Here is a 26,574-nt window from a genome sequence, read left to right as displayed (position 1 = left end):
ACGCAAGTGCCCTTTCAACGCCGGAAATCAGTGAATGTTGAATTCGCCATCCACCTGCCGCCACTCGTTCGGGCCGATCAACCGTTTGTGGGTGAACCGCACGGAGTGGAGCGGCCCGTCCAGATTGGTCTGCCAGAAATCGAGGAACTTTCGCATCTGGGGAAATTCCGGTGCGACGTCGTAATCCTGCCAGACATAGGTCTGCAGGACGGATTCGAAATCGGGAATGCGGTAGAGGATATGCGCGGTCGTGAGACCGTAACCGTTGAGCTGGCGCTCGAGATCCGATGAAAATCGCATACTTCATCTCCGTTACATATCATTCGCCGGCTCCCGGCCGATCCTGCGAGGCCCCGGCATGACCTTAACGTCACAGCGAAATTCAGGTTCCTCTCCAGTCTGTTAGCAGCCGCGTCGAAGCGCTGCTGATTTTTTTGCAGAGGCCCCTTGAAATCCATTTTTTGCCCAACCAGATCAACCCGCGCGAAGTGCTCGAACGAGGCTTCGCACCCGTCCGGATTGGTCATCCGGTCCGGGATGGGGAACAAGATCATCAATGTTTGTCCATGGAGGAAAACATGGCGTTTCGACCGCTTCATGATCGTATTCTCGTCCGCCGCGTCGAGTCCGAAGAGAAGACCAAAGGCGGCATCATTATCCCCGACACTGCCAAGGAAAAGCCCCAGGAAGGCGAAGTCATCGCTGTAGGTCCTGGCGCGCGCAGCGAACAGGGTCAGATCCAGCCGCTCGACGTCAAGGTGGGCGACCGCATCCTGTTCGGCAAGTGGTCCGGCACCGAGATCAAGATAGATGGCGAAGATCTGCTGATCATGAAGGAAAGCGATGTCATGGGAATCATCGAGGCCCAGGCCGCCGAGAAGATAGCCGCCTGAAAATGCGAAGATACAGTCAACAAGCTGCCTATTGAGGAGTGAAGAAATGGCTGCGAAGGAAGTCAAATTTCAGACCGACGCACGCGAGCGCATGCTGCGTGGTGTCGATGTGCTGGCCAATGCCGTAAAGGTAACCCTCGGCCCGAAGGGCCGTAATGTCGTCATCGACAAGTCGTTCGGTGCGCCGCGGATCACCAAGGACGGCGTCTCCGTCGCCAAGGAAATCGAACTCGAGGACAAGTTCGAGAATATGGGCGCGCAGATGCTGCGCGAAGTCGCATCCAAGACCAACGACCTTGCCGGGGACGGAACGACGACTGCAACCGTGCTCGCACAGGCAATCGTCCGGGAAGGTGCCAAGGCCGTCGCCTCCGGCATGAACCCGATGGACTTGAAGCGCGGCATCGATCTCGCAGTCGATGCGGTCGTGAAGGAATTGAAGAACAACGCCAGGAAGATCTCCAAGAATTCCGAGATCGCCCAGGTCGGCACCATTTCCGCCAACGGCGACACTGAGATCGGACGCTATCTCGCCGAGGCCATGGAAAAGGTCGGCAATGAAGGGGTGATCACGGTCGAGGAGGCCAAGACGGCCGAGACTGAACTCGAGGTCGTCGAGGGCATGCAGTTCGACCGCGGCTATCTCTCGCCCTATTTCATTACCAATCAGGACAAGATGCGCGTGGAACTGGAGGATCCCTATATCCTCATCCACGAAAAGAAGCTTTCCAACCTGCAGGCCATGCTGCCGGTGCTCGAAGCCGTCGTCCAGTCCGGCAAACCGCTCCTTATCATCGCCGAGGATGTGGAAGGCGAGGCGCTCGCCACCCTCGTGGTCAACAAGCTGCGCGGCGGCCTCAAGGTTGCGGCCGTCAAGGCGCCCGGCTTCGGCGACCGCCGCAAGGCCATGCTGGAAGACATCGCCATCCTGACCGGCGGCACCGTCGTCTCGGAAGACCTCGGCATCAAGCTTGAAAGCGTCACGCTAAACATGCTCGGCCGGGCCAAGAAAGTCTCGATCGAAAAGGAGAACACCACCATCGTCGACGGTGCGGGTTCGAAGACCGAGATCGAGGGCCGTACCACGCAGATCCGCGCCCAGATCGAGGAAACGACCTCCGACTACGATCGCGAGAAGCTGCAGGAGCGCCTTGCCAAGCTCGCCGGCGGCGTCGCGGTGATCCGCGTAGGCGGCTCTACCGAAGTCGAGGTAAAGGAAAAGAAGGACCGCGTCGACGACGCCTTGCATGCGACGCGGGCGGCAGTCGAGGAAGGGATCCTGCCCGGCGGTGGCGTCGCATTGCTGCGGGCGGTCAAGGCTCTCGACGGCCTTGAGACCGCCAACAACGATCAGCGCGTCGGGGTCGATCTCGTGCGCCGCGCTATCGAAGCCCCCGTTCGCCAGATTGCGGAAAACGCCGGAGCCGAGGGCTCTATCATCGTCGGCAAGCTGCGCGAGAAGGCGGAGTTCTCCTATGGCTGGAATGCCCAGACCAACGAATATGGCGATCTCTATGCCATGGGCGTCATCGACCCGGCCAAGGTCGTCCGCACCGCGCTTCAGGACGCAGCGTCGGTCGCCGGTCTTCTCGTTACGACCGAAGCCATGATCGCAGAAAAGCCCAAGAAAGAAGCCGCACCGGCGCTTCCGGCGGGCGGCGGCATGGACTTCTAAGCGATCGGTCAGGCCCGCCCTTGCCTTCGGGGGCGGGCCTCCCTTCCGGGCGGAAACATACTTTCCCTCATACCGCTCGAACGTATCGGAGGACTGCAATTTCTCCTCTTCTTCATCTCTCTGTGCTTGTCACGGAGATGAGAGCCGCGCCAACGCTGCGGCGCGGGAAGCGTTCTTTCGGCCCAGGGTCGCCCCGATCTAGTCCTGGTTCCGGAACGCCGCCTCTCCGGCGTCCGACACCTCGACCCACTTCTTGTCCGGCTCGGCGTCTTTGACGTAGCTGTCGTGCCAGTTCCACCATTTGTAGGTCGGGGTCTGCGGATAGCCCTCGGGCGAATCCTCCCAGACTTCCTGCCGGCCGAGCGGCGTGATGTCGAGGTAGTTCCACGTGCTGCCCATCTGCTCGTCGCCGCGATTATTGATGAAGTAGGTACGGAAAACGCGGTCGCCGTCGCGATAGAACACGTTCGTGCCGTGCCACTCGTCCACCCCGAAATCGGCGTCGAAGCTGTCTGTCACGGTAAACCACGGGATTTGCCACCCCATGCTCGCCTTCAGCCGGGCGATGTCCGCCTGGGGTGCCCGCGAGACGAAGACGAGGGTTGTGTCACGGGCGTTCAGGTGGGCGAGGTGCGCCACCTGATCGGCCACCATGGAGCAGCCTCTGCAGGCGTGGTCGGGCCAGCCGAAAACGCCCGGTTCGAAGAAGGCGCGGTAGACGATCAGCTGACGGCGACCGTCGAACAGGTCGACGAGGCTGACCTTCCCCGCAGGGCCTTCGAACGCATATTCCTTCTCTACAGCCATCCATGGCATCCGCCGGCGCCCGGCGGCCAGCGCGTCGCGCGCCCGGGTCAGTGCCTTTTCCTTGACGAGGAGCTGCTCGCGCGCAGCCTCCCAGGCCTGCGGCGGGACGACGGGTGGCGTGTGCATTGGTTTCGTCATGGCTCGGCACCTCCAGTTTGTGCGCTTTGGCAATCTGTACGCATTGGCGCCTCTCGGAGGCGCGATCCCGACCGCGCCATGGCCTGGCTGTCGGGCTTGAAGTAGTTTGGCACCGGGACGCCGGTGGTGGGAGTAACAAGTGTGGCGCCATTCCATTGGAGCTGCTGGCGGCCGCGTGGCATTCCGACATATCGCGTGAGATTCCCTGGACATGTCGATCGAGCGGGACTGACCTAGATTACGTTGGTGCATTGGAAGAACGTGGCCGCGAATGATCGTATTCCTGGATTTCGAAGCATCGTCTCTGAACAAGAAAAGCTTCCCCATAGAGGTCGCCTGGGTCTTCCAGGACGGCCGCTCGCGTTCCTATCTGATACGGCCGGCTCCGGAATGGATCGACTGGTCCGACGAAGCCGAGGAAGTCCATGGCATATCGAGGGAACTGCTTCGGGCGGAGGGGCTCCCCGTCGCGTTCATCGCCGAAGAAATGATCCGTGAGCTCGCCGGACACCAGCTCTATGCCAGCGCACCCTCCTGGGACGGCAAATGGCTGAGCGTGCTGTTGAGAGCCGCCGGGCTGCCAAGGCACGCTCTACGGCTGAAAAGGTCCGACGAGGCCTTCTTCGATGCGGCACGGCGCAAGATGGGCGAGAGGTTTTCGGATAAGGAGATATCGGACCTGGTCCTCGGCGTCATCGGCGCAACCGGGCCGTCGCCCGTCCATAGAGCGCTTCCCGATGCGCGCCTCGAGCTGGATCGATTGAGGCTGGTCGCCGAGGCGGCGGCGGAGCGTGCCGGATCGGTGTAGCTCGTGCTCGCGTCCTCCAGTTTACGGCGCAGCGGCGGCTTTACATTTCTTCACATTCGCCCAGAACGGTCGAAACGTTGTCGAGTTAGCTTTTCTCCATCGCAGCAGGTGCTGCGGAGCAAAGGAGACTGGCAATGGACAACGAAGAAAAGGACCTGTCGGGCCTGGGCGCCGGCAAAGCCGTTTCGAAAGGATGGGGACGGCACGCGGCGATCGGCGGCCTCGCGGCCGTCGCGGCCGTCAGCGCGGTGGGATTTGCAGCGGCGCGCAGCGACGATTTCGGCTTCGGCATGGGCCGTTTCGGCATGGGCGGCCATGTAATGCAGGCGCATATGGGAGGTGGCGGCTTTATGGAACACCGGATCGGCACCATGCTCGACGAGCTCGATGCGACACCCGAACAGGAAGACAGGCTTTGGGACATCATCGATAATGCCCGCGCCGAGATCAGGCCGACTTTCCGGGACTTCCGCGAGACGCGCGAGGAGGTTATCGAGCTCCTCGGCGCGCCGGGCATCGATCGGGCCGCCGCCGAGAAACTTCGCAGCGAACGCATTGCAGCCATTGACGAGGCCTCACGTAAGATGACGACCGCTCTACTCGACGCGGCCGAAGTGCTGACGCCGGAGCAGCGCGTCAAGCTCGTCAAGCATTTGAAAGAGCGCAGGGGCCACGGCAGGTGGTAAGTATGAGTCGGGCAGAAGATTGAGCGGAGCGCAGGGATGGCGGAACGGGTCTTGATTGTTGACGACGACACGCGCCTGTCCGCCATGCTCTCCGACTATCTCTCCGGAAACGGCTACACCGTCGATACCGCGGCGACCGCCACGGCGGGCATCGCCGAGCTCGGGCGCCGCAACCCTGACGTCGTCATCCTCGACGTCATGCTGCCGGATTTCGACGGCTTCGAGACCTGCCGACGCATACGCGCGGTATCGGACGTCCCCATCCTGATGCTCACGGCCAAAGGCGAGGAGACGGATCGCATCGTCGGGCTGGAGCTCGGGGCTGACGATTATCTGCCCAAGCCCTTCAATCCGCGCGAGCTTCTGGCACGGCTGAAGGCTATTCTGCGCCGCCGAAACGGCAGCGCCGTGGTTGCGCGGTCCCTTCGCTTCGGACGGCTGGAGATCGATCCCGGTTCTCGCTCCGTCAGGATCGACGACCGCGAGTGTACGCTGACGAGCTACCAGTTCGACCTGCTTGTAGCGCTCGCCGAAAATCCCGGCCGCACGCTCTCGCGCGAACAGTTGATGGATGCGGTCAAGGGCGAGGAGCTGGATGCTTTCGACCGCTCGATCGACGTTCACATCTCGCGCATCAGGGCGGCCATCGAGAGCGATCCGAAACATCCGAAGCGCATCATAACAGTGCGCGGCGCCGGCTATGTCTTCGCCCGCTATCAGGACGATATGAGATAAAGCGATGCGCAGCCGGCTGTTCCTGAAAATCTACCTGACACTGCTCGCGAGCCTTGCTGCGGTTGCCGTCGCCAGCGCCGCATTCGTATGGCTCGGGCAGGGCGAGGAGGAATCCGGTTGGCAAAGCCAGCGCGCCCGGTTCGTCGCCGCGCTCATTCCGCCGGACATGGACAACCGGACCGTCGAGGCGACCATTGAGCGGTTTTCACGCGCCTTCAATGCCGACATTGCCGTATTCGACCCGCGCGGCGGGCTGATCGCAAGTGCCGGCAGCCCGCTACCGCGCGACGTTCTCGACCAGACTTGGCGCGGCCCGGGCAATTTTCACACCATGGTCACCGAACTGCCCGACGGCCGTACCGTGGCTGCGCGCCTGGAACGGCCCTTGCGTCCCTCCAGCCGCAATCCGCTCGCCTACCTCGTTTTGATCGCCGGTGTCATCGGGCTGGCCGCCTATCCGATGGTGCGTCACCTGACTCGCCGGCTGGAGCGGCTGCGCGTGGGCGTGGATGCCTGGGGCAAGGGCGATCTAGTGGCTCGCGTGCCGGAAGACGGCAGCGACGAGGTGGCGGCGGTGGCCAAGAGCTTCAACAGAGCCGCCGACCATGTCGAGCGGCTGATCAAGTCGCACCGGGCGTTGCTCGCAAATGCGAGCCATGAATTGCGCTCGCCGCTTGCGCGCCTGCGCATGGCGATCGACCTCTACGAGCAGGCGCCGAATGAGGATCGTAAGCAGGAAATCATCCGTAATCTTTCCGAGCTGGACACGCTGATCGAGGAGATCCTGCTGGCCAGCAGACTGGACCACGTCGAGAAGCTCGATGCGCTGGAGTCCGTCGACCTTCTGGCTCTCGTCTCGGAAGAGGGCGCGCGCAACGACGTCGAGGTTTCCGGAATGCCTGCGATCGTCGCAGGCGATGCTCGCCTGCTTCGCAGGCTCGTGCGCAACCTTCTGCAGAACGCGCTGCACCACGGCGGTCCACCTGTCACAGCCGCTGTCGCGCCGGCGGACGGTGCTGCGATCCTCAGGGTCCGCGATCACGGGCCCGGCATAGCGGATAGCGAGAGGCACCGCGTTTTCGAGCCATTCTACCGCCCTTCGGGACGGAGCGAGGCTGCGGGCGGCTGGGGTTTGGGACTGGCGCTGGTGCGCCAGATCGCCGAACGTCACGGCGGCGCCGTCCGCTACGAAGCTCCGCCGGACGGCGGCGCCTGCTTCGTCGTGACGCTGCCGGTGCAAAGCAGGCCTGCGAGGGATCGGTAAGGCGCCGGACTCTTTTCGAAAGATCCGCGTACCTCGACGCGGCAGTTGGAATGCGGCAAAGTGGCGTCACGCTGAGCCGTTGACCGCCTCGTGCAAGTACGCGCTACCGCCAATACAAGCCGTCACTTCACCAAACTGTATATTTTGCAAATATTCGAGCAATGCTAGCGTTCCCGAAGCTTGGGTCAGCTGTAGATTAAAGAAGAGGGGACAGCCATGGGCGGGAAAGCGCTTGCGGACACGGCGGCCCACATTCGTCGTTTGCAGCGGGGCTTGTCGCCACCCCTTGTTCCGGAGGTGTTTTCGGATGATACGCGACTGGTCGGCCGGTGGTGGAACAAACCGTTCGAGTATGATCTGCCGCCGCTGAAGGATCATGTGCTCTCTGCGAAATACTCCGGGCAGGGCATGGCCTCGGTGAAGATCGGCGGTCAGACGATTTCCGCTCCCGCGGCGGTGGGGACGATCACGTTGGCACCAAGAGGCCACGGTGGATTTTGGCGTGCCGACGGCCCTGTCGAGGTCTCGAACATTTTCCTGGGTCACAAGCGCCTTCTGGCCAGCGCGGATCAGGTGGGAAATGGCCGGGAGCCCGAGCTGCTTGACCGCGTCAACTTCAACGATCCCAAACTGTTCACCATCATGGCTTTGATCAACGACGAGATAAATTCGGGAGACGCGATCTCCCACTTGTACATCGATCAGCTCCTCGACCTCGTCTGTCTTCAGCTCCTCAGGGCTCATTCCGCAACTTCAATGCCTATCTCGCCTGGACCGCAGCGTGGTCTTTCGGGTTGGCAGGTCAAGCGCGTCACCGGCTATATGCGCGAGAATATGGCGGAGGATATCCGCATTCAGGAACTGGCGGACCTGGTAAACTTGAGCCGATTCCACTTCTGTACGGCCTTCCGTATGGCCACCGGACAGACGCCATACGGATGGTTGACCCGCCAGCGCATCGCCTACGCCAAGACGCTGCTGAGAGATATGAAGCTGCGTGTCAACGATATCGCTCTGGCCGTGGGCTATGAAACACAATCCGCTTTTGCCGCTAGCTTTCGAAAAGCGGTAGGGATCACACCGACCGAGTTTCGCCGTCGGCTCTGACATCTTGCGCCGGGCTCATCGGCGAAATGCTTCAGCGATGCCTGTATTACGGCAGCTTGACGGCTGATGGCTGACTCACGCCGCAGTCCTTGATCGTCACAGCAACATCGGAACAATTCCGAAAGACCGGAACAGTGAAGCCGCGGCGGACGTCCTATCCTCTATCGCCACTACTGAGCTGAAGGGGACCTTTCATGACTGACGAAACAGCAGAATCGCATCCGCCAGGTCTTACCATGTCACGCCGAGAAGCGCTTCAGGCAACCGCCGGGGCCGTGGCCTTTGCGGCGCTGCCGCTCCCAGCCGGGGCAGCAGCGGATTCAACGGCAACGCCCGCGCTTCCCACCCACACGCTGCCGTTGGAAGTGACCGTGAACGGTCGCGTCCATCAGCTGGTCGTCGATCCCCGCTTGTCGGTTCTGGATATGCTGAGGGAGAGGCTCTCTCTGACCGGGACCAAAAAAGGGTGCAACCAGGGTGCGTGCGGGGCCTGCACGGTGCTGATAGACGGCCGGCGCGTCAATGCCTGCCTGGCGCTCGCCGTCATGCATGACGGCGCGAAGATCACGACCATCGAGGGCGTCGCGGAAGGAGAGGCGCTGCATCCGCTGCAGGAGGCCTTCATCGAGCATGACGCCTTTCAATGCGGCTATTGCACATCGGGACAAATCATGTCGGGGCTCGGCTGCATCAGCGAGGGTCATGCGTCCTCGGCCGAGGAGATCAGCTACTGGATGAGCGGCAACATCTGTCGCTGCGGCGCCTATCCCGGGATCGTGGCGGCCGTCGCCCAGGCTGCCAAGGAGGATCGTACATGAGACCCTTTGAATTTCAACGGGCGGCCAGCGAGTCCGAAGCGATCGCCGCAGCCGCTGCCGGAGCCAGATATCTTGCCGGCGGGACGACCCTCGTCGACCTGATGCGCGAGGAGGTGGAGACGCCGGAAAAGATCGTGGACATCAACAGGCTGCCGCTGAATTACATCCGGGCTACGGATGAGGCGATCGTCATCGGCGCGCTGGCGCGAATGTCCGAGGTCGCCGCCAATCAGGACGTGCGCAGATTGCAGCCGCTCATTTCGGAAACGTTGACCGAGGGTGCATCGCCGCAGCTCCGCAACGTGGCGTCGATCGGCGGCAATCTGCTGCAGCGGGTCCGCTGTCCCTATTTCCGAATGCTGGACGCGCCTTGCAACAAGCGCGTACCGGGCTCGGGATGCTCGGCAATCGACGGCCTGAACGCCGGCCATGCAATTCTCGGCACCAGCGAGCACTGCGTCGCCACACACCCATCCGATCTGGCCGTTTCTCTCGTCGCGCTGGGCGCGACGCTCTCCTTGAAGGGGCCGGCCGGCGAGCGAACCATTCCGGTAGAGGAGCTCTCCGGCTTCCGGAGTCGACGCCTCATCTCGAGCACACGCTGGAACCAGGCGAACTCATCGTGGAGGTCCAGATCCCAAACGGCCCCTATGCGAGAAAGGCGCGCTACCTGAAGGTCAGGGACCGATCCTCCTACGAGTTTGCCCTCGTATCGACGGCGGCGGCTCTTCATGTGGAGAACGGAACAATCCAAGAGGTCCGCATCGCTGCAGGGGGCGTGGGCACCCGCCCGTGGCGCATGAACGCTGTCGAGCAGGCGCTGGTGGGAAAACCCGCCGCTCGCGCCAGCTACGAGATCGCGGCGGCGGTTTCGACCGAGGAGACGCGTCCTCTCTCCCACAACGGGTTCAAGGTGAAACTCCTTCCCGCAACGATCGTACGAGCACTCGAAATGGCAGGAGATGTGGCATGACGACGGCTATCGGTAAATCCTTGTCGCGCATCGACGGCCGCCTGAAGGTCACTGGCCAGGCCACATACGCGGCCGAGTTCAACCAGGAAGGCCAAGCCCACGCGGTCATCGTGGGCAGTACTGTCGGGCTCGGCCGAATAGAATCGATTGACAGCGCAGCAGTCGAGAAAATGCCGGGCGTCGTGGCTGTCATAAGCCACATCAACGCGCAGCGGCTTGCCTACAACGAACACCGAGGGCCTATCGACCCGCCGGCGGGAGAACGGCTTCACGTGTTGCAGGGCTCCGAGGTACGCTTCTTCGGAGAGCCGGTCGCCATCGTCGTCGCCGAAACGCTCGATCAGGCGGAGCATGCGGCCAACGCCCTCAAGGTCACCTACTCCGCCCGCCAGCCGCAGGTCGATGCACATGCCGGCGAGCGGGTCATCCCGGCCGTCGCGCGCCGGCCGGGTGCCCGGGCCGAAGCCGATCTCGCCCGCGGAGATGCCGACAAGGCGCTCGAAACCGCGGCCGTGAAGGTCGAGGCGGAATATGTCATCGCGCGTGAGAACCACAACCCGATGGAGCCGCACGCGACGATCGCCGCCTGGAACGGCGACAACCTGACGCTGTGGAGCAAAAGCCAGTTCGTCGTCAACGAGCAGGCGGAGATCGCCGCCATTTTCGGGCTTCCGCCGGAAAACGTGCAGGTGAACTGTCCGTTCATCGGCGGCGCGTTCGGCACCAGCCTGAGAACCTGGCCGCACGTCACCCTGGCGGCTCTGGCCGCGCGGCACGTCAACCGTCCGGTAAAGCTCGTGCTCACCCGCAAACAGATGTTCTTCGCAACGGGGCATCGGCCTTACACGCTACAGCGCATCGCCCTGGGGGCGCAGGCCGACGGCAAGCTCATCGGTATCGTCCACGAAGGGGCAGGGGAGACGAGTCGTTACGAGGAGTTCATGGAGGCGCTCACGTCCGTGACGAGCTTCATGTATTCCTGCCCGAACGTGCGCACGAGCTATCGTCTCATTCCCCTGGACGCCAGCACACCGACCTATATGCGGGGCCCAGGCGAGGCGAGCGGTATCCACGCGCTCGAATGTGCGATCGACGAACTGGCCTACAAGCTTCAGATGGATCCGATCGACTTGCGACGGATCAACGAGCCGCAGATCGACGAAGGGCGGCAGGTTCCGTTCTCCAGCCGATCGATGCTGAAATGCTACGATCTCGGAGCCGAGCGCTTTGGCTGGAGTCGCCGGACGCCCAAGCCGGGCTCGATGCGGGACGGGCGTCTTCTGATCGGTTATGGAATGGCCAACGCCTCTTATCCATGCCTGTTTGCCCCGGCAAACGCCCGAGTAAGACTTCTCCCCGACGGGACGGTGGAGGTGGAGGCGGCGGCAAGCGACATGGGGCCGGGCACCTACACCTCGATGACGCAGGTCGCCGCGGAATATCTGGGAATTCCCATCGAGCGAATCAGGTTTTCTCTTGGCCGCTCTGATTTTCCGGCGACGCCGCCCCATGGTGGGTCGATGACCATGGCGTCTGTCGGCTCCGCAATCAGAGCCGCATGCCTCGATCTTCAGGCGAAGGCGGCCGTGCTTGCCGCAAAAGGCGGAGGCAATGCGGGGCTTGCCGGGCAATCGCCGGAAGCGCTGGAATGGCGCGATGGCATGCTGTTCGTGAAAGGCCGGTCCGATCGAGGCGTCACCTATGCCGAGCTCGTGTCCTATGGCGGGGAGAGCCCGCTCGTCGGGGAGGGGACTGCCGCCCGTGACGGCGAAACCGGACAGAAATATTCCATGCATTCATTCGGCGCGGTCTTCGCCGAAGTTGCCATCGATCCCGACGTGAAGACGATCAAGGTCAGGCGAGCCCTTGGCGCCTACGGAGTGGGCCGGGTCGTCAACCCGAAGCTTGCGACGAGCCAGTGTATCGGAGGCATGATCGGCGGCATCGGCATGGCCATCATGGAACGAACGGTGCTCGACAGGCGCAACGGGCGTCCGATCAATGCGCACATGGCCGATTATCTCGTGCCGGTGAACCTCGATACGCCGCACATCGAAGCCCACTTCGTCGATGAGGAAGACACGATCGTCAACCCGCTGGGGGTAAAGGGGCTCGGTGAAATCGCGCTTGTGGGAATGTCGGCGGCGGTTTCGAACGCCATTCATCACGCAACCGGAAGGCGCGTGCATGAACTGCCGATCATGATCGAGAGCCTGCTGTAGAATGTAGCCGCTTTCCTCTCCTCATTCCTGTGCGCGTCACAGGAATGAGGGTCGCCGCTTCGGCGCTGTCTCTTGCTTCCTTCACGCCGAACCACCAGGCGGCACCACTTCCACCGGCTCCAATTTGCCGCTGAAGAGCGGCCGCCCGGCATAGAGACCGCCGACCAATTCGAGCTCGAGCCGCTTCTCGTCCCGCTGCCGAACCTTCTCGATGATTTCGGCGACCTCGGGAAGATCCGCTCCCAAGGCCTCCAGTGTTTTCTGCCCGAGAACCAGCGAGGATTCGAATGTCTCACGAATGTGGAAATCGGCGCCCGCGCCGATAAGATCCAGCGCGTGCCGCCGGTCCGAGGCACGCGCGAGAACCGGGACGAGAGGGAACTCGGCCTTGATGAGCTCGACGATTTTCGTGGCGTCGTCCGCCTTGTCCACGCAGACCACGATCGCATTGGCGCGCTCGGCGCCCGCCGCATGGAGGATGTCGAGGCGCTTGCCATCACCGTAATAGACTTTGAAATCGAATTCGCGGGCTGTGTTGATCATCTCCACGTCGGTATCGATGATGGAGATGACGTGACCTCGTGTCAGAAGGACCTGGCTCACGATCTGGCCGACACGGCCGAAACCGATGATCAGGACATTGCCGCTGAGGTCCTCGGGCCGCTCGACGCCATCCGTCGACAGCGGAATGTTCCTCTCCACGAGACGCAGCGCCGCGATCAGCAACGGCGTCACCATCATCGATACGATGATGATCGCCGTCAGTATGGCGTTCTCTTCGCCGCTGATGATGCCGGTGCCGAGGGCCGCGGCATAGAGCACGAAGGCGAACTCGCCGCCCTGCGCCATGAAAACCGCACGCTCGATCGCCTCCCAGTTGGACGCCCTGAAGAGCCGTGCCACAAGGTAGATGACGATGGCCTTTACGACCATGTAGGCGGCCACGTAGAAGAGGATCATCGCCCAGCTGCGAGCGATGACGCTAAGATCGAGCGACATCCCGACCGCAAGAAAGAAGAGGCCGAGCAGAATGCCCCGGAACGGTTCCACATCAGCCTCGAGCTGATGCCTGAACGTCGACTCCGACAGCAGGACACCGGCGAGGAACGCGCCCATCGCCATGGAGAGACCGCCGAGCTGCATGACATAGGCCGACCCGAGCACAACCATCAGCGCTGCCGCCGTCATCACCTCCCTGGCCTCGACGCTTGCAATGAGGCCGAAAAGCGGATTGAGCAGATAACGCCCGGCGAGGACCAGGCCTGCAATCGATGCAAGTCCGATCGCGATGGAAAGCCAATCGATCCCCCCGGACGCGGCAACGCTTCCGGGCACGATCGGCGCGAGGAACGCGACCAGCGCAAGCAAGGGCACGATGGCCATATCCTCCACGAGGAGAATCGACACGATGCGTTGTCCCTTCGGGGCCGCCATCTCTCGGCGTTCCTCCAGCAACTGCATGACGATCGCAGTCGAGGTGAGCACGAAGCCGGCGCCGGCGACGAAGGAGGGGGCCACCGGAAAGCCGGTCAGAACGCCGACGCCCGTCAGAAGTATCGCGCAAAGGGCGACCTGTACGATGCCGAGCCCGAAAATCTCGCGGCGAAGCCCCCAGAGGCGAGAGGGCCGCATCTCCAGTCCGATGATGAAGAGGAACATCACCACGCCCAATTCGGCGACGTGAAGAATGGATGACGGCTCCTGGAGCAGCCGAAGGCCGAAGGGGCCGATGGCAATCCCGGCGGCGAGATAACCGAGAACAGAGCCGAGCCCGATACGCTTGAACAGCGGAGCCGCGACGACGGCCGCTCCAAGCAGGGCGATAACCGGCAGCAGGTCTATGCCGTGGGACTCAGCAGCCATATTTCGCTCCGAATTTCCAGATGACGGGCGCCTCATAGAGCGGCACCAGCGACCGTTGAGGCCGGGACATCCTTCCACTCAACCAGGTTTGAATCAAGCGCGAACACTTTCGACAAATCCTCAACTTGCAGGTCACGCTCGCTCATCGCAATCAATCCCATGCGCAATCTCCCACGCCGTCAAAACGCCGGGACCGTGACATTCTTACTTTGCAGAGACAGGACATGAGCTTCGCCAGATAGTCCTGGACTCGCAAATACTGTTTTCTTTGAGAAATTCTGTATCCGACAGTCGATCAAAATTGACTGCCTGGATCACAATCCTGGATCCCGCAGATCTTTGTAATTACAATCGAATGCGCGACAAGCGCTTACCGGGGTTCGATGGTGCGCGTGGGGCCTTACATCTGCAAGCTCTGTCACCGTTCACAGCCGACGTCCGCCTTGAATTCGGACGTCGGCACGATCACCTCAGACGGTCGGAACGGTGCCTCCGTCGATGACGAACTCGGCGCCGTGGATCGCGGCCGCACGGTCCGAGGCCAGATAGGCGATGAGATCGGCGACTTCGTGGGGGTCGGCCGGACGACCGATCGGGATCCCGCCAAGGCTGTCGAGGACTAGCTGCCGTGCTTCTTCGATCGTACCACCATTGGCCGCCTGTAGACGTTTCAGCAGGTCGACGGAGGACTCCGTCATGATCCAGCCGGGGGAGACGACATTGACCCGAACCCCCTTGGGACCAAGCTCCTTGGAGATGGACTTGCTGTAGGTCCTGAGCGCCGCCTTGGCGGAAGCGTAGGCGGTGGTGGCATCGGGCAGGGGAAGCACCGACTGGATGGAGGTAACGTGAACCACCGCGCCGCTGCCGCGTTCGATCATCTGCGGGATCAGAAAACGATCAAGGCGGACGGCCGCCAAGAGGTTGAGGTTCAGTTCGGACAGCCAGTGGTCGTCTGTAAGGGCAGTGAAGCCTCCGCCTGGTGTCGACGATCCACCAAGAACATGAGCCAGGACGTCGATGCCGCCAAAGCGCTCAAGGGCGGCCTTGGCCAAGGTTGCTGCCCCCTCGGACGTCTTCAGGTCTGCCCGGACGAACTCGACGCTGTCGACGGACTCTGGTGTTCCACGGGCTGAGGTAATCACGCGGGCGCCTCCTGCCAGGAAGCGGTCAACAGTGGCGCGGCCCGCGCCCTTGGTGCCTCCGCTGACCAGCACACGCTTCCCCGCAAACTCGGTTGGATCCACTTTGCTGTTCATGCCGTGATCTCCAAAGCCTTTATCGCGTCGTTCTCGAGGGAAAACCGATAGGTGAAACGGATAGGGCTGCCTTCGAAGTCGCCGTGGACGGGTCCTTCAACCACGACCTGAAGGTTTTCATGACGCACACTGTCCGGAGTGAAGATCGCCTTCACACCTGCAGCCTCGACGAGCAGGTTCCGCAGTTCGGCATGGCCTTCGTAACGACGTCCGTTGTCCAGCACGACCGTATCCGCGCTGAATGGCATCAGCATGCCGTCAACGTCGAGAAGTGCGTTGGCTTTGACATAGTCCGCGATGGGTCTGGGTAATGGCGGGATCATCATGAGTGTCTCTCCTTTGCTTGCAGAAAATCTAGCACTCAGATATTGGTCACATAAGTGGGATTAACTTGCATGCACTGATGACGGGATCGGGACAATGGAGCAGGCCAGCCTGAAGGAACTGGAAGCTGCGGTCGCCATCGCCCGGCGCGGGACGTTCCGCGCCGCTTCGATCGATCTCGGTATCTCGACCACCGCGCTGAGCCATACGATCGGCAGGCTGGAGTCGGCACTGGGAGTCAGGTTGTTCAACCGCACCACGCGGAGCGTTTCGTTGACGGATGCGGGGCGCCTGTTCATTCAACATGTCGCTCCGTCGTTGCAGGATCTCCACGCCGCACTGGAAACCGTGCGCGAGCAGCGCGAAACACCTTCCGGAACGATCAGGATCAACGCGGCACCGTTCGCCGCGCGCGCGATCATCTCGCCGCTCGTGCTCGAGTTCCTGCGCCGATATCCCGACATGAACGTTGACATCGTCACGGAGGGTAGGATGATCGACATCGTCCGGGACGGGTTCGACCTGGGGATCAGAGTCGCAGGACTTGTTCCCAGCGACATGATCGCCGTTTCCCTCGGTCGGCCTCAACGGCACGCTGTCGTAGGGTCTCCTGCATATTTCGAGAGGCACTGTGTCCCTGTGGTGCCGCCGGATCTCCTTACCCACAAGTGCATCCGCGTCCGGCTACCTGACGGCTCGACGTACCGTTGGCGGTTCGAGAAGGACGGCGAGCAGGTTCAGATCGACGTCGAGGGACAGATCTCGCTCGATGAAGCCAGCCTCACGCGGGCTGCTGTGCTCGCGGGTACGGGCATCGGCTACCTGTTCGAACAGGACATTCTTCCGGAGATCAAGACGGGGCGGGTCATGCGAGTGCTGGAAGACTGGACACCGCCGTACCCGGGTCTCTGCTTGTACTACCCCGGAAGGCGGAATCTTTCGGCAGGTGTTAGAGCTTTTCTGGAACTCGCTCGTTAGCTTGCGCGGCAAGATAGTGATTAACGAACCCGAGTTGCAGTGATCACGTGCAAGGCAGAATTACCCCTCGTGACCGCCGCTGCAGAGAGCTTGCGATCGAATGTCGCCAGTTGCCCCCCACGCGCCTTGGCGAGCGCAAGGAGATAGGTGTCAGTTACCTGCCCCGAAGTTAGGATTTTCGTGGGAGCGATATCACCTGAGCCGACAAGGCTCACATCGTCCGGCCAAAAACTGTGACCGGGGAGCGACCGCATTTTGCCGACGATCTCCATCACGAGTGACGGTGAACCGGGAGAATTCGGATATTTGGGATTGCCGACAATCCGGATGACGCCGTTTTCGGTAATGGGGCAGGTAGCCCACGCGGTCTGACCCGTCGCTGCGAACCATTCGTGCGCATCGTCATGGGCTACATGGCCCGGATCGATTAAGGCAATCAGCACATTGACGTCGAGCAGGAAAGTCACGGCAGTTCGTCACGCAAGGCGTTGACGATCTCGAGCGTCACTGGCGGAGCATCCGGCTGAGGTGATAGGAGAGGAATTCCATTGCGCTCGCCGCTGCTGCGCGGTCTGCGCAAAGAACGTCTAGCCAGTTCGGAAATGACTTCGCCGACGCTCCGGTGCTGCTGGGCTGCCATCGCCTTTGCGGCGATCAGTACATCGTCGTCGATTGCCAGGGTCGTTCTCATACCGGCCTCGTTGCGCATCAGTCATCACGCATCATATAAAGGACGAGGTCGGCCTTCTCAAGGTGGATGCGAAGGGACGCAGTCATCGGTCCGATCCGCTCACGGCGGAAAAAATCACAGTCTCACCTCTCTGCGCGAAACACGGGTCTCCGCGTGAGGCAGCGCTCCCGGCGGTCGGCGAATATGTTATTACGTTACATTTCAGATTGACGAACGTAATAACATTACCTATGCAGTCGCTGTCAATCCCCGAGGACGCGATGAACAACACTTGTCTGGAATTCAGGAACCTGACGCTTGGCTACCGTGGCCACGCGGCCGTGCATCACCTGAGCGGTGGTGTGAAGCAGGGTTCGCTCACCGCAATCGTTGGCGCCAACGGGTCAGGCAAATCCACCCTGCTGAAAGGCATAGCCGGGATTTTGAAGCCGATCAGCGGTGCCTGCGCTCCAGGGTTTCGGCGCCTTGCTTATCTGGCGCAGCAATCAGAACTCGACCGGACGTTTCCGGCGCGTGTGATCGATCTCGTGTCCCTCGGTCACTGGCAGAAGCGCGGCTTGCTTGGGCGCCTCACGGCCGCCGACAAGATCAGGCTTTCCACTTGCCTTGACGCGGTTGGATTGACCGGTTTTGAGAAGCGCCCCCTCGACAGCCTGTCCGGCGGGCAGATGCAGCGCGCGCTTTTTGCGCGCACCATGCTTCAGGATGCGGACCTGATCCTGCTGGATGAGCCGTTCAATGCGGTCGATGCCCGCACCATTGCGGACCTCATTCTCGTTATCAAATCCTGGGTGTCCGAAGGACGAACGGTTCTGTGTGTGCTGCACGACCACGCGCTGGTGCGCGAGCATTTTCCCGAGACGTTGCTGATCGCCCGCAGGCCGGTGGCATGGGGTGCCACCTCCGACGTCATGACATCAGAGAACTTGGGCAGAGCGCGCAGCTTTCAGGAGGCCTGGGACGAGCAGGCTGGCTGGTGTGAAGATGATGCACGGCAGGGACGCCGCACTCATCTCCCACACGATCATAAGGTTGCCGGTCATGTATGAGGATCTCATAGGCCCATTCCTGCGCTATGGCTTCATGCAGCGCGCTCTCTTCGGATCGCTCGTGTTGTCCGTTAGCTGTGCGCCTGTCGGCGTCTTTTTGATGTTGCGGCGCATGAGCCTGACCGGGGATGCGATGGCGCATGCCATTCTCCCCGGGGCCGCCGTCGGCTTTGTGCTCTTCGGGCTCCGGATCGTCCCGATGACGATCGGTGGTCTGGTCGTCGGACTGCTGGTGGCGCTCGGCTCAGGCATTGTCTCGCGCTTCACCGTTCAGAAGGAGGACGCTTCGCTCGCCGCCTTCTACCTGATCTCGCTTGCGGTCGGGGTGCTGCTGGTGTCGTGGAAGGGATCGAGCGTCGATCTCATGCACGTCCTGTTCGGCTCGGTGCTGGCTCTCAATAACGCGGCGCTTACGCTGATTGTCGGCGTCGCGGTCATCACATTTGCGGCGCTCGCCACTTTTTGGCGGGCGCTCGTCGCTGAATGTCTCGACCCGCTTTTTCTGCGGTCCGTCAGTCGCATCGGAACGCCGGTTCACCTCATCTTCCTGACGCTGGTCGTCCTCAACCTAATCGGTGGGTTCCAGGCGCTCGGCACGCTTTTGTCGGTGGGCCTGATGATGCTGCCGGCCGCTGCCGCCCGCTTCTGGACCAACGAGGTGCGTGCGATGTGCGCCATTGCGACCGTCATCGCAGCGATCTCTTCGGTCAGTGGATTGCTGCTGTCCTACCACGGGTCCTTGCCTTCCGGTCCCGCCATCATTCTGACGGCGGGCATCATCTACGCCGTGTCCGCCCTGGTGGGGACGCGGGGAATGCTTCCGAGTGCCCTCACGTCCCGCCGCCACAAAACCGCCTGATCAACTGTAGGAGATCTCCATGTTGAACACTCTACGCCTTGCCACCTATGCCAGTCTGATCACGCTTGGCGGCTTTGCCTCCAGCGCATCCGCTGCCGATCTGAAAGTGGTCGCCAGCTTTTCGATCATCGCCGACTTTGCCAGGAACGTCGGCGGCGATCTGGTGGAGATTTCGACGCTGGTGGGGCCCGATGGCGACGCTCACGTCTATGAACCCCGGCCTGCGGATGCCGCTGCTCTGGAAGGAGCGGATGTCGTTCTCGTCAATGGTCTTCAATTCGAAGGCTTCATGTCACGTTTGATCGAAGCCAGCGGCACAAAAGCTTCGGTGGTCGAGGTAAGCAAGGGCATCGAGCCCTTGAAAACTGCGGAAGAGGAACACCATCACGAGGACGAGGCCCACGCGGAGTCAGAGCATGATCGCGCCGGCGGGGAAAAGGCCGAAGCCGGCCATGACCATGGCCATGAGGGTCATCATCACGGCGAGTTCGATCCGCATGCCTGGCAGTCGATCCACAATGCCGAAATCTATGTGAAGAATATCGCCGATGCCTTCTGCGAGGCCGACAAGGCCGGTTGCGCGACATACAGGGCCAACTCGGAGGCTTACGTTGCAAAGCTCGGCGAGCTTGAGGCCGAGGTGAAGGCCGCCATCGAAGCCGTTCCCGCGGACAAGCGCACGGTGATCACGTCCCATGACGCTTTTGGCTATTTCGAACATGAATACGGCCTCCACTTCATTGCCCCTGAGGGCATCTCGACCGAAGCGGAGGCTTCCGCAGCGGACGTGGCAAAGTTGATCGATCAGGTGAAGCACGACAAGGCTTCGGCGATCTTCCTCGAGAACATCACCAATCCGCGTCTCATCGAGCAGATCTCGACGGAAACCGGCATCAAGATCGGCGGCACGCTGTACTCGGACGCCCTGTCCAAGAGCGACGGCCCCGCAGCTACCTATATCGATATGTTCCGCTACAACGTGAACACGATGAAGGCCGCGATCCTCGGCAGCTGATCGCACGGCTTACCCCGCTCACGCGGGGCAAGCCTCCGACCTGAAAAAATCAACCCACATGGATTCCCTGCAGCATGATTGGCGGCCTGTTCAAGCGGTGGCGCAACCCACCCGGCTCCACGGAGGAGGATGTGAGACGGCTCTACGATTCCGTGCCGGTCACGCTTCTGACCGGCTTTCTTGGTTCGGGCAAGACAACGCTGCTGAACGACATCCTGGCCGATCCGGGATCTGTTCGAGGACTGGCGCCTCACACGGCGAGAGCCAGGCGCGGTGCTGCATGAGCCCGCCCTTCGTCAACCCGCTGGCACGCAATGGTCCCGTTGTCATCAACAGCGCCCGCGCGATCAAATCCTGGGTGCGCGAACTGCTCGCACTATCGGACGATGCCGTCGTGTCGGTCAGCGAACTCGCCTGTCACGTGCCGGGCTGCCCCCCGAAGGAGATCGTGATCCTGGTGATGCGGGGCAGCGAAACGGTCCAGGCCGCGGTTCACAAGGCAATGGAGGACGTGACGGAAGACGACGTGGCCCATGCGTTTTCCGCTGCCTTTGATCCCCCCTGATTTTGCAGATCATCAAACTGAAAACGGAGAGAAATCCATGCGCGTTGCGAAAGCGCTTTTCCTCACACTCTTGCTGGGCTCATCGTTGCCGGCAGGTTTTGCTCGGGCCGAACCCCTGAAGGTCGCTGGCCCATGGGAAATTACCGGCATCGAACCGGCACAGACGGGCTATGTCTTCAGTCGTCTCCAGGTCGCGGAGACGCTCGTGACCACGGACAAGGAGGGCGCGCTTGTTCCGGGTCTTGCCGAGAGCTGGACGGTCTCGGAGGATGGGCTCGTCTGGACCTTCAAGCTGCGCGGCAACGCCGTCTTCCATGACGGGACACCGGTTACGGCCGAGGCGACGGTCGCCAGCCTTCAGCGGGCGCTGGCGGGTGTGGGCGTCCTGTCGCAGGCACCTATTGGCGGTATCGAGGTCGAAGGCAGCGATGTCGTGATACGACTGGCCAAGCCGTTTTCGGCATTGCCCGCCTATCTCGTGCATTTCAGTACCATCGTGCTCGCGCCGTCGTCCTTCGATGTGGCCGGCAAGGCCACGCAGATCGTCGGTACCGGTCCCTACAAGGTGAAGGCCCTCACGCCGCCGGCGCGCCTGGAGCTGGAAGGCTCCGGCGCGTGGTGGGGCGGCGAGCCAGGCATTGCCGATGTGACCTATTTGGCCGTAGGGCAGGGGGAAACGCGAGCCCTGATGGCCGAGAGCGGCGAGGCCGATCTTGTCTTCTCCATGCTTCCTGTCTCCGTGGACCGGCTGAAGGCCAATCCGAAGCTGGATGTGCAGATCGCGACCATCCCGCGCACCCGGCTGTTGAAGGTCAATGCGGCCTCGCCCTTCTTCGATCAGGTTGAGGAGCGGCAGGCGATCAGCGCCGCGATTGACCGCATCGGGACCACCAGGGTGATCTTGCGCAACACGGATCTCGCCGCGACGCAGCTCTTCCCGCCCGCAATGAAGGGCTGGAACTCGCCTGACGTCCAGCCGCTGGAGAAGGACCTCGACAAGGCGAAGGAATTGCTCAAGGCAGCCGGGTGGGTACCGGGAAGCGACGGTATTCTGGAGAAGGACGGCGAGCGCTTCAGCGTGACGATGCTGACCTATGCAAGCTGGCCGGAACTGCCGCCGCTCGCGACCGCCCTTCAGGCCCAGCTTCGGCAGGTCGGCATCGACGTCAGGGTTTCCGTCGGCAACAGCTCGGAGATCCCTGCGCGCCACCAGGACGGCACGCTGGAGATGGGGCTGATCTCGAGGCTCTATTCGATCGTGCCCGACCCCGTCGGCACGCTGCTCCAGGACTACGGTCCGGGTGGAAGCGATTGGGGCTCGATGGGCTGGGACAACAAGGAGATGCAGGCCATCGTCGATCAACTGGCGGCGACAAGCGATCCCGCCGTTCGCGCGCCACTCCAGAAACGGGCCGTCGAAATCCTGCAGGAGGAACTGCCGAGCATTCCGGTCACGTGGTCGGAACTGGCCATCGTGTCCAGCAAACGCATCGCCGGGGTGGAGGTCGATCCGCTCGAGGTGAACTACGGCCTCTCCTCCATCCGCTGGGCGGAATGACGGACATGGCGATCAGGAATTTTCTTCTGGCGCGCCTGCTGCAGGCAGGCATCGTCGCGATCGTGGTCGGAGCCCTGTGCTTCGTCCTGATGCGCGTGCTGCCGGGCGATGCAGCGATGCGCATCGCCGCCGGCCGCTATGGGCCGGACGCGCGCATTGCCGATGCGGCGGAAAAGGTACGTCTGGAACTCGGGCTCGACCGTCCGATTGCCGTGCAGTTCATCGAATGGCTCGGCAGTCTCGCGCGCTTCGATCTCGGTCATTCGCTGGTTACCGGCCGTGCGGTGGCCCATGAGCTTCAGGTCCAGCTTGGCGCCTCGGTCTGGCTGGCGGCGGCGGCGCTTGCGCTGTCGCTGCTGATCGGCCCGATCGTCGGCCTCTTCGGCGGCCTCAAGCCGGGTGGAACCGCGGACCGCGTCGGCCTCATGGGCGCGGTGACCTTCCGGGCCATTCCGCCCTTCGTTCTGGGCCTCATCCTGATGCTGATCTTTTCGCGTCAGCTCGGCTGGCTGCCGCCGGCGGGCTTCGGTTCGCCGCGGGAAATTCTGCTCCCGGCGCTGACCCTGGCGCTCGGCCTGGCGGCGATGTCGAGCCGTGTCACACGCAATGCCGTGGCGACGGTGGCGCGGGCGCCCTATTTCGCCTTCGCCCGCTACAAGGGGCTCGCCGAGGCGGTGGTCGTGCGCCGCCATGGGCTGCGGAACGCCGCCATTCCCGTCGTGTCCTATCTCGGCCTTCAGGCGATCTATCTGATCGAGGGGGTCGTGGTCGTCGAATCCCTTTTTGCCTATCCCGGCATCGGTCACGCGCTGGTGCACGCGATCGTCGAGCGCGACGTGCCGATGGTGCAGGGCACGGCGCTGACCATGGGCCTTATGTTCGTCGCCATAGCCGCCATCGTGGACCTTCTGACGCTTTGGCTCGACCCGCGGATGAGGAAAGTCGCATGACGACCATTGACCAGACATATCAGCCGCCAAAAAGCGGACCCGGAGCCACGCGTCTGGCCGGCGCAGGCCTGCTGATCCTGCTCGGCGGTTTCGCCATCATCGGGCCGGCGGTCATTCCGGTCGATCCGGCGGCCCAGGATTTTGGCGCCAGTCTTGCCCCGATCGGTGGCGATTACCTGCTGGGCGCCGATCACTACGGCCGCAGTCTGCTGGCGCGGCTTGCCCATGGCGCACGGCTGTCGTTCGGAATGGCCTTCCTCACCATGCTGGCTGCCGCGATACCCGGTGTCCTGTTCGGTCTCGTCGCCGCCTGGAGAGGCGGTTGGACGGAACGCGGGCTCGAATTCGTGGCAACCATCGTTCTGGCATTGCCCGGCCTGATGCTGGTCCTGCTGTTGCTCGCCTTCTCGCCGGGCGACTACGGCCCGCTCTTTCTCGGCCTGGCCCTGACGCTCTGGGTCGAGTTCTACCGGGTGACGAAGGCGACCACGAAAACCATCTTGTCCCAGCCGCATGTCGAGGCGGCGCGTATGCTTGGTTTCGGTTCGCGCTACATCCTTGTGCATTACGTGCTGCCGGTCATCGCACCGATGATCTCGACGCTTGCCGCTTTCGCCATGGCAACGGCCATCATCGCGGTCTCGACATTGAGCGCGATCAGCGTCGGACTGCAACCACCCACAGCCGAGCTCGGCGGCATGATCGTTGAACTTCTGCCCTACTTTGCCGAGGCGCCGGTGCATGTGCTGCTTCCCGCTGCCCTGATCTTCCTGCTCGTTCTCGGCCTTCAACTTTTCGCTCAGGGAGAGCGCGCATGAACGTCCAGATGATGAATGATCTTGCGGTTCACGACCTGTCGATCGACACAGTTGACGGACCGATCGTTTCAGACGTCTCGCTTTCGCTCGGCAAGGGCCGGCCACTGACCCTGCTTGGAGAAAGCGGTTCGGGCAAGTCCCTGGTCGCCCAGGCGATCATGGGCAATCTGCCGGCGGGTGTGCGTGCCTCGGGGCGCGTGCTCTTCAAGGGTCGGGATCTCCTTGCTGAACCGGCTGCGGAACGGCGCCGCCGCTGGGGCCGAAGCATCGGCCTCCTGCCGCAGGAGCCATGGCTGGCGCTGGACCCGACGATGCGCGTCGGCCCGCAGGTCGGCGAGATTCACCGCTACGTCAAAGGCATGACGGCCACCGATAGCGGGGCAGCGACCAGACAAAATCTAGCTGAGGTCTCCCTTTCATCGGCCGAGGCTCTCTTTCCGTTTCAGATTTCGGGCGGCATGGGCCAGCGCGCGGCAATCGCGATGGCCCATGCCGGCGACACCGAATTGTTGATCGCCGACGAGCCGACAAAAGGTCTCGATGCGGAGCTGCGGGACTCGGTGGCGGCACGGCTCAAACATGAGGTGGAGACGGGCCGATTGCTTCTGACCATCACGCATGATGTTGCGGTTGCCAGGGCGCTCGGCGGCACTGTCGGCGTCATGCTTGGGGGCCGACTGGTTGAGTACGGGCCTGCCGAAACGCTGTTTGCGGAACCGCAGCATGCCTACACCAAGGCACTTCTTGCCGCTGAACCTTCGCAATGGGCGCGCAAGACAAGGGCAACGCCCGGCAAGACCGTTGTTACAGCGCAGGGGCTGGAGAAGCGTTATGGCGACAGGGTGCTGTTTTCCGGCTTTGATATCGAGATTGCCGCAGGCGAGATCGTGTCTGTCGTCGGTCCGAGCGGCTGCGGCAAGACGACGATCGGCAATATTCTGCTCGGCCTGACCAGGCCCGATGCAGGTGCGGTCGTGAGAGATGCCGAGCTGTCGCCACTTAGGTTCCAGAAGCTCTACCAGGATCCACCGGCTGCCTTCGCGCCGCATCAGACGGTCCGCAAGGGTTTGAAAGATCTCGCTCGTCTCCATGGTAAAGACTGGACGGAGATCGAAGTCCTGTGCGACCGACTGCGTTTGCAGAGCGCCTTGCTCGATCGACTGCCGGGGCAGGTTTCCGGTGGCGAGTTGCAGCGGTTTGCCCTGGCGCGTGCGCTTCTGCTCGATCCAGCCTTCCTCTTTGCCGACGAGGCGACGTCTCGACTTGACCCGGTGAGCCAGCAGGACGTTATCACGTTGCTCCATGAGATCGTCAGGGAGACCGGTCTGGCGGTTCTTCTGGTCACGCATGACCGCGATCTGGCAGAAAAGGTCTCGACGCGGCTCATAGAGTTGGGAGGCGCTCATCGGTAAACCGCTTGAAGTTGTCCGCGGTGCCCCCAGGCTGAACCTTGACCATTCCCCGGCTTCTCCATCTAACTGCCGCGACGGTTCCCCTATTTGCGCTGCTGAGCAATTGCTAGAGCTGCTACGATTAGGTCTGCTTCGACTTCTCGCGCGAAGGTGTTGACCATAGTGGGACCATGCTCGGGCACGCTGATGTCGAAAAGCGTTTCGCCATCCTCGGCGAGCACTTCCAACCGAATACCATCGAACTCGACGTCTGAGGCCCACTGGTACTCAAACAGGCTATCATTAAGCGCCAGCGTTCCCCATGCAGGCGCTTTAGCATGTCGGGATTATATCCGCTACGTCGGACGCTCGACCGCCTTCAGTCTTGCCAGCGACTGCTGCCGCCGGCGATGACCAGCGGATCCTTGGTAAAATCCGGCTTCCGGCCAGGCTTCGTGCCGCGCTTTTGATAGCCATTGCTCTGGCTGCCATCGGGAATGCCGAACATATGGTCCGTCTGGCCGGTGCGGCGCGGCCCGCCCTTGCTGTGCTGTTGCTCTCGCCCGGCCTGCATCTCGGCCACAAGCGCCAGCACGTCATCAAGGCGCTTGTTCTCAACCACCTCGGAGCGGTGCACCGAGCGCAGCGTGTCGAAGGTTCTGTAGGGCAGGGACGTCCGCTCATGGGTGACCTCGAGGCGACCATCGGGATAGTCGCAGACAATGACCTTCTTGCCGGCGAGCGCCGTGGCGAGGTCGGTCGGATCGAGGATGAACATCACCTTGTCATAGCGCAGCGACAGCGACAGCGACAGCTTGCGGATCTCCTCGCGGCACATGGCGCCATCGAGGTTCTCATGCGCGGCAAACGGCCGGCGCATGTCCTTCGGATTGCGCGGCGCCTTGCCGAAGCGACGATTGAAGTCGGCCATGAATCCGGCGCATAGGCATGGCCAGTTCGCCATAGGCCTCGCGTCGCAATCGTGGCTGATGAAACGTCCGCCGCTGCTTGCGCGACAGCCAAAGTCCGGCATCCGCCATCCAGCTGCGCAGCGTCTCGCGCGACACCCGCAAACCATCGCGCTCAGCAAGCTTCTCGGCTGCCAAGCTCGGACCAAAGCCCGCATAA

At 62.3% G+C, this 26,574-nt stretch carries 26 protein-coding genes and 4 pseudogenes; 20 read left to right on the top strand and 10 right to left on the bottom strand.

Annotated features, from left to right (window positions below; genetic code table 11):
* Nucleotides 1–27: 27 nt before the first annotated feature.
* Nucleotides 28–300 (bottom strand): usg protein, encoded by a 273-nt coding sequence (locus AC6CIG_RS21415; protein ID WP_018099163.1) that lies wholly within the window; start codon nt 298–300, stop codon nt 28–30.
* 278 nt (nt 301–578) lie between these two features.
* On the opposite strand from AC6CIG_RS21415, the gene groES reads away from it, so the two are divergent.
* A complete protein-coding gene (groES, locus tag AC6CIG_RS21410) occupies nt 579–893 on the top strand; it encodes a co-chaperone GroES (protein WP_026169069.1) in 315 nt (104 codons plus the stop codon).
* 46 nt (nt 894–939) lie between these two features.
* Nucleotides 940–2,568, top strand: coding sequence for a chaperonin GroEL (gene groL, locus AC6CIG_RS21405; RefSeq protein ID WP_102764476.1), 1,629 nt, complete (start codon nt 940–942; stop codon nt 2,566–2,568).
* 198 nt (nt 2,569–2,766) lie between these two features.
* On the opposite strand, the gene AC6CIG_RS21400 is transcribed toward groL, so the two are convergent.
* Nucleotides 2,767–3,513 (bottom strand): DUF899 domain-containing protein, encoded by a 747-nt coding sequence (locus AC6CIG_RS21400; protein WP_498323727.1) that lies wholly within the window; start codon nt 3,511–3,513, stop codon nt 2,767–2,769.
* Nucleotides 3,514–3,784: 271 nt separating this feature from the next.
* Here AC6CIG_RS21400 and AC6CIG_RS21395 point away from each other — a divergent pair, with 271 nt between their 5' ends.
* From AC6CIG_RS21395 to AC6CIG_RS21360, 8 genes and pseudogenes are all read left to right on the top strand, one after another.
* Nucleotides 3,785–4,321: a 3'-5' exonuclease gene (locus AC6CIG_RS21395; protein WP_018099167.1), complete on the top strand. Its 537-nt coding sequence runs from the start codon at nt 3,785–3,787 to the stop codon at nt 4,319–4,321.
* A 134-nt stretch (nt 4,322–4,455) separates the two neighbouring features.
* Nucleotides 4,456–5,007 carry a Spy/CpxP family protein refolding chaperone gene (locus AC6CIG_RS21390; RefSeq protein ID WP_437408657.1) on the top strand — a complete coding sequence of 184 codons (552 nt, stop codon included), beginning with the start codon at nt 4,456–4,458 and terminating at the stop codon, nt 5,005–5,007.
* Between the two features lie 36 nt (nt 5,008–5,043).
* Nucleotides 5,044–5,742: a response regulator gene (locus AC6CIG_RS21385; protein ID WP_018099169.1), complete on the top strand. Its 699-nt coding sequence runs from the start codon at nt 5,044–5,046 to the stop codon at nt 5,740–5,742.
* A gap of 4 nt (nt 5,743–5,746) precedes the next feature.
* Nucleotides 5,747–7,006, top strand: coding sequence for a sensor histidine kinase (locus AC6CIG_RS21380; RefSeq protein ID WP_498323725.1), 1,260 nt, complete (start codon nt 5,747–5,749; stop codon nt 7,004–7,006).
* Between the two features lie 216 nt (nt 7,007–7,222).
* Nucleotides 7,223–8,113 (top strand): helix-turn-helix domain-containing protein, encoded by an 891-nt coding sequence (locus AC6CIG_RS21375; protein WP_018099171.1) that lies wholly within the window; start codon nt 7,223–7,225, stop codon nt 8,111–8,113.
* A gap of 194 nt (nt 8,114–8,307) precedes the next feature.
* Nucleotides 8,308–8,931 (top strand): (2Fe-2S)-binding protein, encoded by a 624-nt coding sequence (locus AC6CIG_RS21370; protein WP_018099172.1) that lies wholly within the window; start codon nt 8,308–8,310, stop codon nt 8,929–8,931.
* A pseudogene (locus AC6CIG_RS21365) lies at nt 8,928–9,904 on the top strand (FAD binding domain-containing protein). Before AC6CIG_RS21370 ends, AC6CIG_RS21365 begins: the two are co-directional and overlap by 4 nt.
* Nucleotides 9,901–12,126 (top strand): xanthine dehydrogenase family protein molybdopterin-binding subunit, encoded by a 2,226-nt coding sequence (locus AC6CIG_RS21360; protein ID WP_102763397.1) that lies wholly within the window; start codon nt 9,901–9,903, stop codon nt 12,124–12,126. The pseudogene AC6CIG_RS21365 and the gene AC6CIG_RS21360 overlap by 4 nt, the downstream one beginning before the upstream one ends.
* 81 nt (nt 12,127–12,207) lie before the next feature.
* Here AC6CIG_RS21360 and AC6CIG_RS21355 read toward each other — a convergent pair whose 3' ends face one another.
* The 4 genes from AC6CIG_RS21355 to AC6CIG_RS21340 all read right to left on the bottom strand — a co-directional run bounded on the left by AC6CIG_RS21355 (nt 12,208) and on the right by AC6CIG_RS21340 (nt 15,574).
* The gene (locus AC6CIG_RS21355; RefSeq protein ID WP_102763414.1) at nt 12,208–13,989 is read right to left on the bottom strand and encodes a monovalent cation:proton antiporter-2 (CPA2) family protein; all 1,782 of its coding nucleotides are present in this window, start codon (nt 13,987–13,989) and stop codon (nt 12,208–12,210) included.
* A gap of 32 nt (nt 13,990–14,021) precedes the next feature.
* Nucleotides 14,022–14,150, bottom strand: coding sequence for a hypothetical protein (locus tag AC6CIG_RS21350; protein ID WP_498323724.1), 129 nt, complete (start codon nt 14,148–14,150; stop codon nt 14,022–14,024).
* Between the two features lie 309 nt (nt 14,151–14,459).
* Nucleotides 14,460–15,248, bottom strand: coding sequence for an SDR family oxidoreductase (locus AC6CIG_RS21345; RefSeq protein WP_018099177.1), 789 nt, complete (start codon nt 15,246–15,248; stop codon nt 14,460–14,462).
* On the bottom strand, nt 15,245–15,574 hold the full coding sequence (locus AC6CIG_RS21340) for a nuclear transport factor 2 family protein (RefSeq protein WP_498323722.1): 330 nt from the start codon (nt 15,572–15,574) through the stop codon (nt 15,245–15,247). The genes AC6CIG_RS21345 and AC6CIG_RS21340 overlap by 4 nt, the downstream gene beginning before the upstream one ends.
* A gap of 94 nt (nt 15,575–15,668) precedes the next feature.
* On the opposite strand from AC6CIG_RS21340, the gene AC6CIG_RS21335 reads away from it, so the two are divergent.
* Nucleotides 15,669–16,550: a LysR family transcriptional regulator gene (locus tag AC6CIG_RS21335; RefSeq protein WP_498323720.1), complete on the top strand. Its 882-nt coding sequence runs from the start codon at nt 15,669–15,671 to the stop codon at nt 16,548–16,550.
* A gap of 20 nt (nt 16,551–16,570) precedes the next feature.
* On the opposite strand, the gene AC6CIG_RS21330 is transcribed toward AC6CIG_RS21335, so the two are convergent.
* Complete coding sequence (locus AC6CIG_RS21330) at nt 16,571–17,017, bottom strand: TA system VapC family ribonuclease toxin (RefSeq protein ID WP_018099180.1); 447 nt, start codon at nt 17,015–17,017, stop codon at nt 16,571–16,573.
* A complete protein-coding gene (locus AC6CIG_RS21325; RefSeq protein ID WP_080636789.1) occupies nt 17,014–17,241 on the bottom strand; it encodes a CopG family transcriptional regulator in 228 nt (75 codons plus the stop codon). Before AC6CIG_RS21325 ends, AC6CIG_RS21330 begins: the two co-directional genes overlap by 4 nt.
* 260 nt (nt 17,242–17,501) lie before the next feature.
* Here AC6CIG_RS21325 and aztA point away from each other — a divergent pair, with 260 nt between their 5' ends.
* From aztA to AC6CIG_RS21280, 9 genes and pseudogenes are all read left to right on the top strand, one after another.
* Nucleotides 17,502–18,290 carry a zinc ABC transporter ATP-binding protein AztA gene (aztA, locus tag AC6CIG_RS21320; protein WP_018099182.1) on the top strand — a complete coding sequence of 263 codons (789 nt, stop codon included), beginning with the start codon at nt 17,502–17,504 and terminating at the stop codon, nt 18,288–18,290.
* Nucleotides 18,283–19,149: a zinc ABC transporter permease AztB gene (aztB, locus tag AC6CIG_RS21315; protein WP_498323718.1), complete on the top strand. Its 867-nt coding sequence runs from the start codon at nt 18,283–18,285 to the stop codon at nt 19,147–19,149. Before aztA ends, aztB begins: the two co-directional genes overlap by 8 nt.
* Before the next feature lie 19 nt (nt 19,150–19,168).
* Nucleotides 19,169–20,164, top strand: coding sequence for a zinc ABC transporter substrate-binding protein AztC (gene aztC / locus AC6CIG_RS21310; RefSeq protein ID WP_498323716.1), 996 nt, complete (start codon nt 19,169–19,171; stop codon nt 20,162–20,164).
* 131 nt (nt 20,165–20,295) lie between these two features.
* A pseudogene (locus AC6CIG_RS21305) lies at nt 20,296–20,394 on the top strand (GTP-binding protein); the annotation flags it as partial.
* Nucleotides 20,395–20,444: 50 nt separating this feature from the next.
* On the top strand, nt 20,445–20,729 hold the full coding sequence (locus AC6CIG_RS21300; RefSeq protein ID WP_102764496.1) for a hypothetical protein: 285 nt from the start codon (nt 20,445–20,447) through the stop codon (nt 20,727–20,729).
* 37 nt (nt 20,730–20,766) lie between these two features.
* A complete protein-coding gene (locus AC6CIG_RS21295) occupies nt 20,767–22,287 on the top strand; it encodes an ABC transporter substrate-binding protein (protein ID WP_018099186.1) in 1,521 nt (506 codons plus the stop codon).
* Between the two features lie 11 nt (nt 22,288–22,298).
* On the top strand, nt 22,299–23,237 hold the full coding sequence (locus tag AC6CIG_RS21290) for an ABC transporter permease (protein WP_437408708.1): 939 nt from the start codon (nt 22,299–22,301) through the stop codon (nt 23,235–23,237).
* Nucleotides 23,234–24,055, top strand: coding sequence for an ABC transporter permease (locus AC6CIG_RS21285; RefSeq protein WP_498323714.1), 822 nt, complete (start codon nt 23,234–23,236; stop codon nt 24,053–24,055). Before AC6CIG_RS21290 ends, AC6CIG_RS21285 begins: the two co-directional genes overlap by 4 nt.
* Nucleotides 24,052–25,467 carry an ABC transporter ATP-binding protein gene (locus AC6CIG_RS21280; protein ID WP_437411599.1) on the top strand — a complete coding sequence of 472 codons (1,416 nt, stop codon included), beginning with the start codon at nt 24,052–24,054 and terminating at the stop codon, nt 25,465–25,467. The genes AC6CIG_RS21285 and AC6CIG_RS21280 overlap by 4 nt, the downstream gene beginning before the upstream one ends.
* A 335-nt stretch (nt 25,468–25,802) precedes the next feature.
* Here the strand turns inward: AC6CIG_RS21280 and AC6CIG_RS21275 are convergent.
* Nucleotides 25,803–26,380 (bottom strand): annotated as a pseudogene (locus tag AC6CIG_RS21275) (ISNCY family transposase); the annotation flags it as partial.
* Nucleotides 26,381–26,399: 19 nt separating this feature from the next.
* Nucleotides 26,400–26,574 (bottom strand): annotated as a pseudogene (locus AC6CIG_RS21270) (ISNCY family transposase); the annotation flags it as partial.

The sequence above is a fragment of the Sinorhizobium sp. GQ132 genome, from assembly GCF_059758575.1.
The sequence above is the reverse complement of the archived record's forward strand: the minus strand, read 5'-3'. Positions and strand labels throughout refer to the sequence as shown.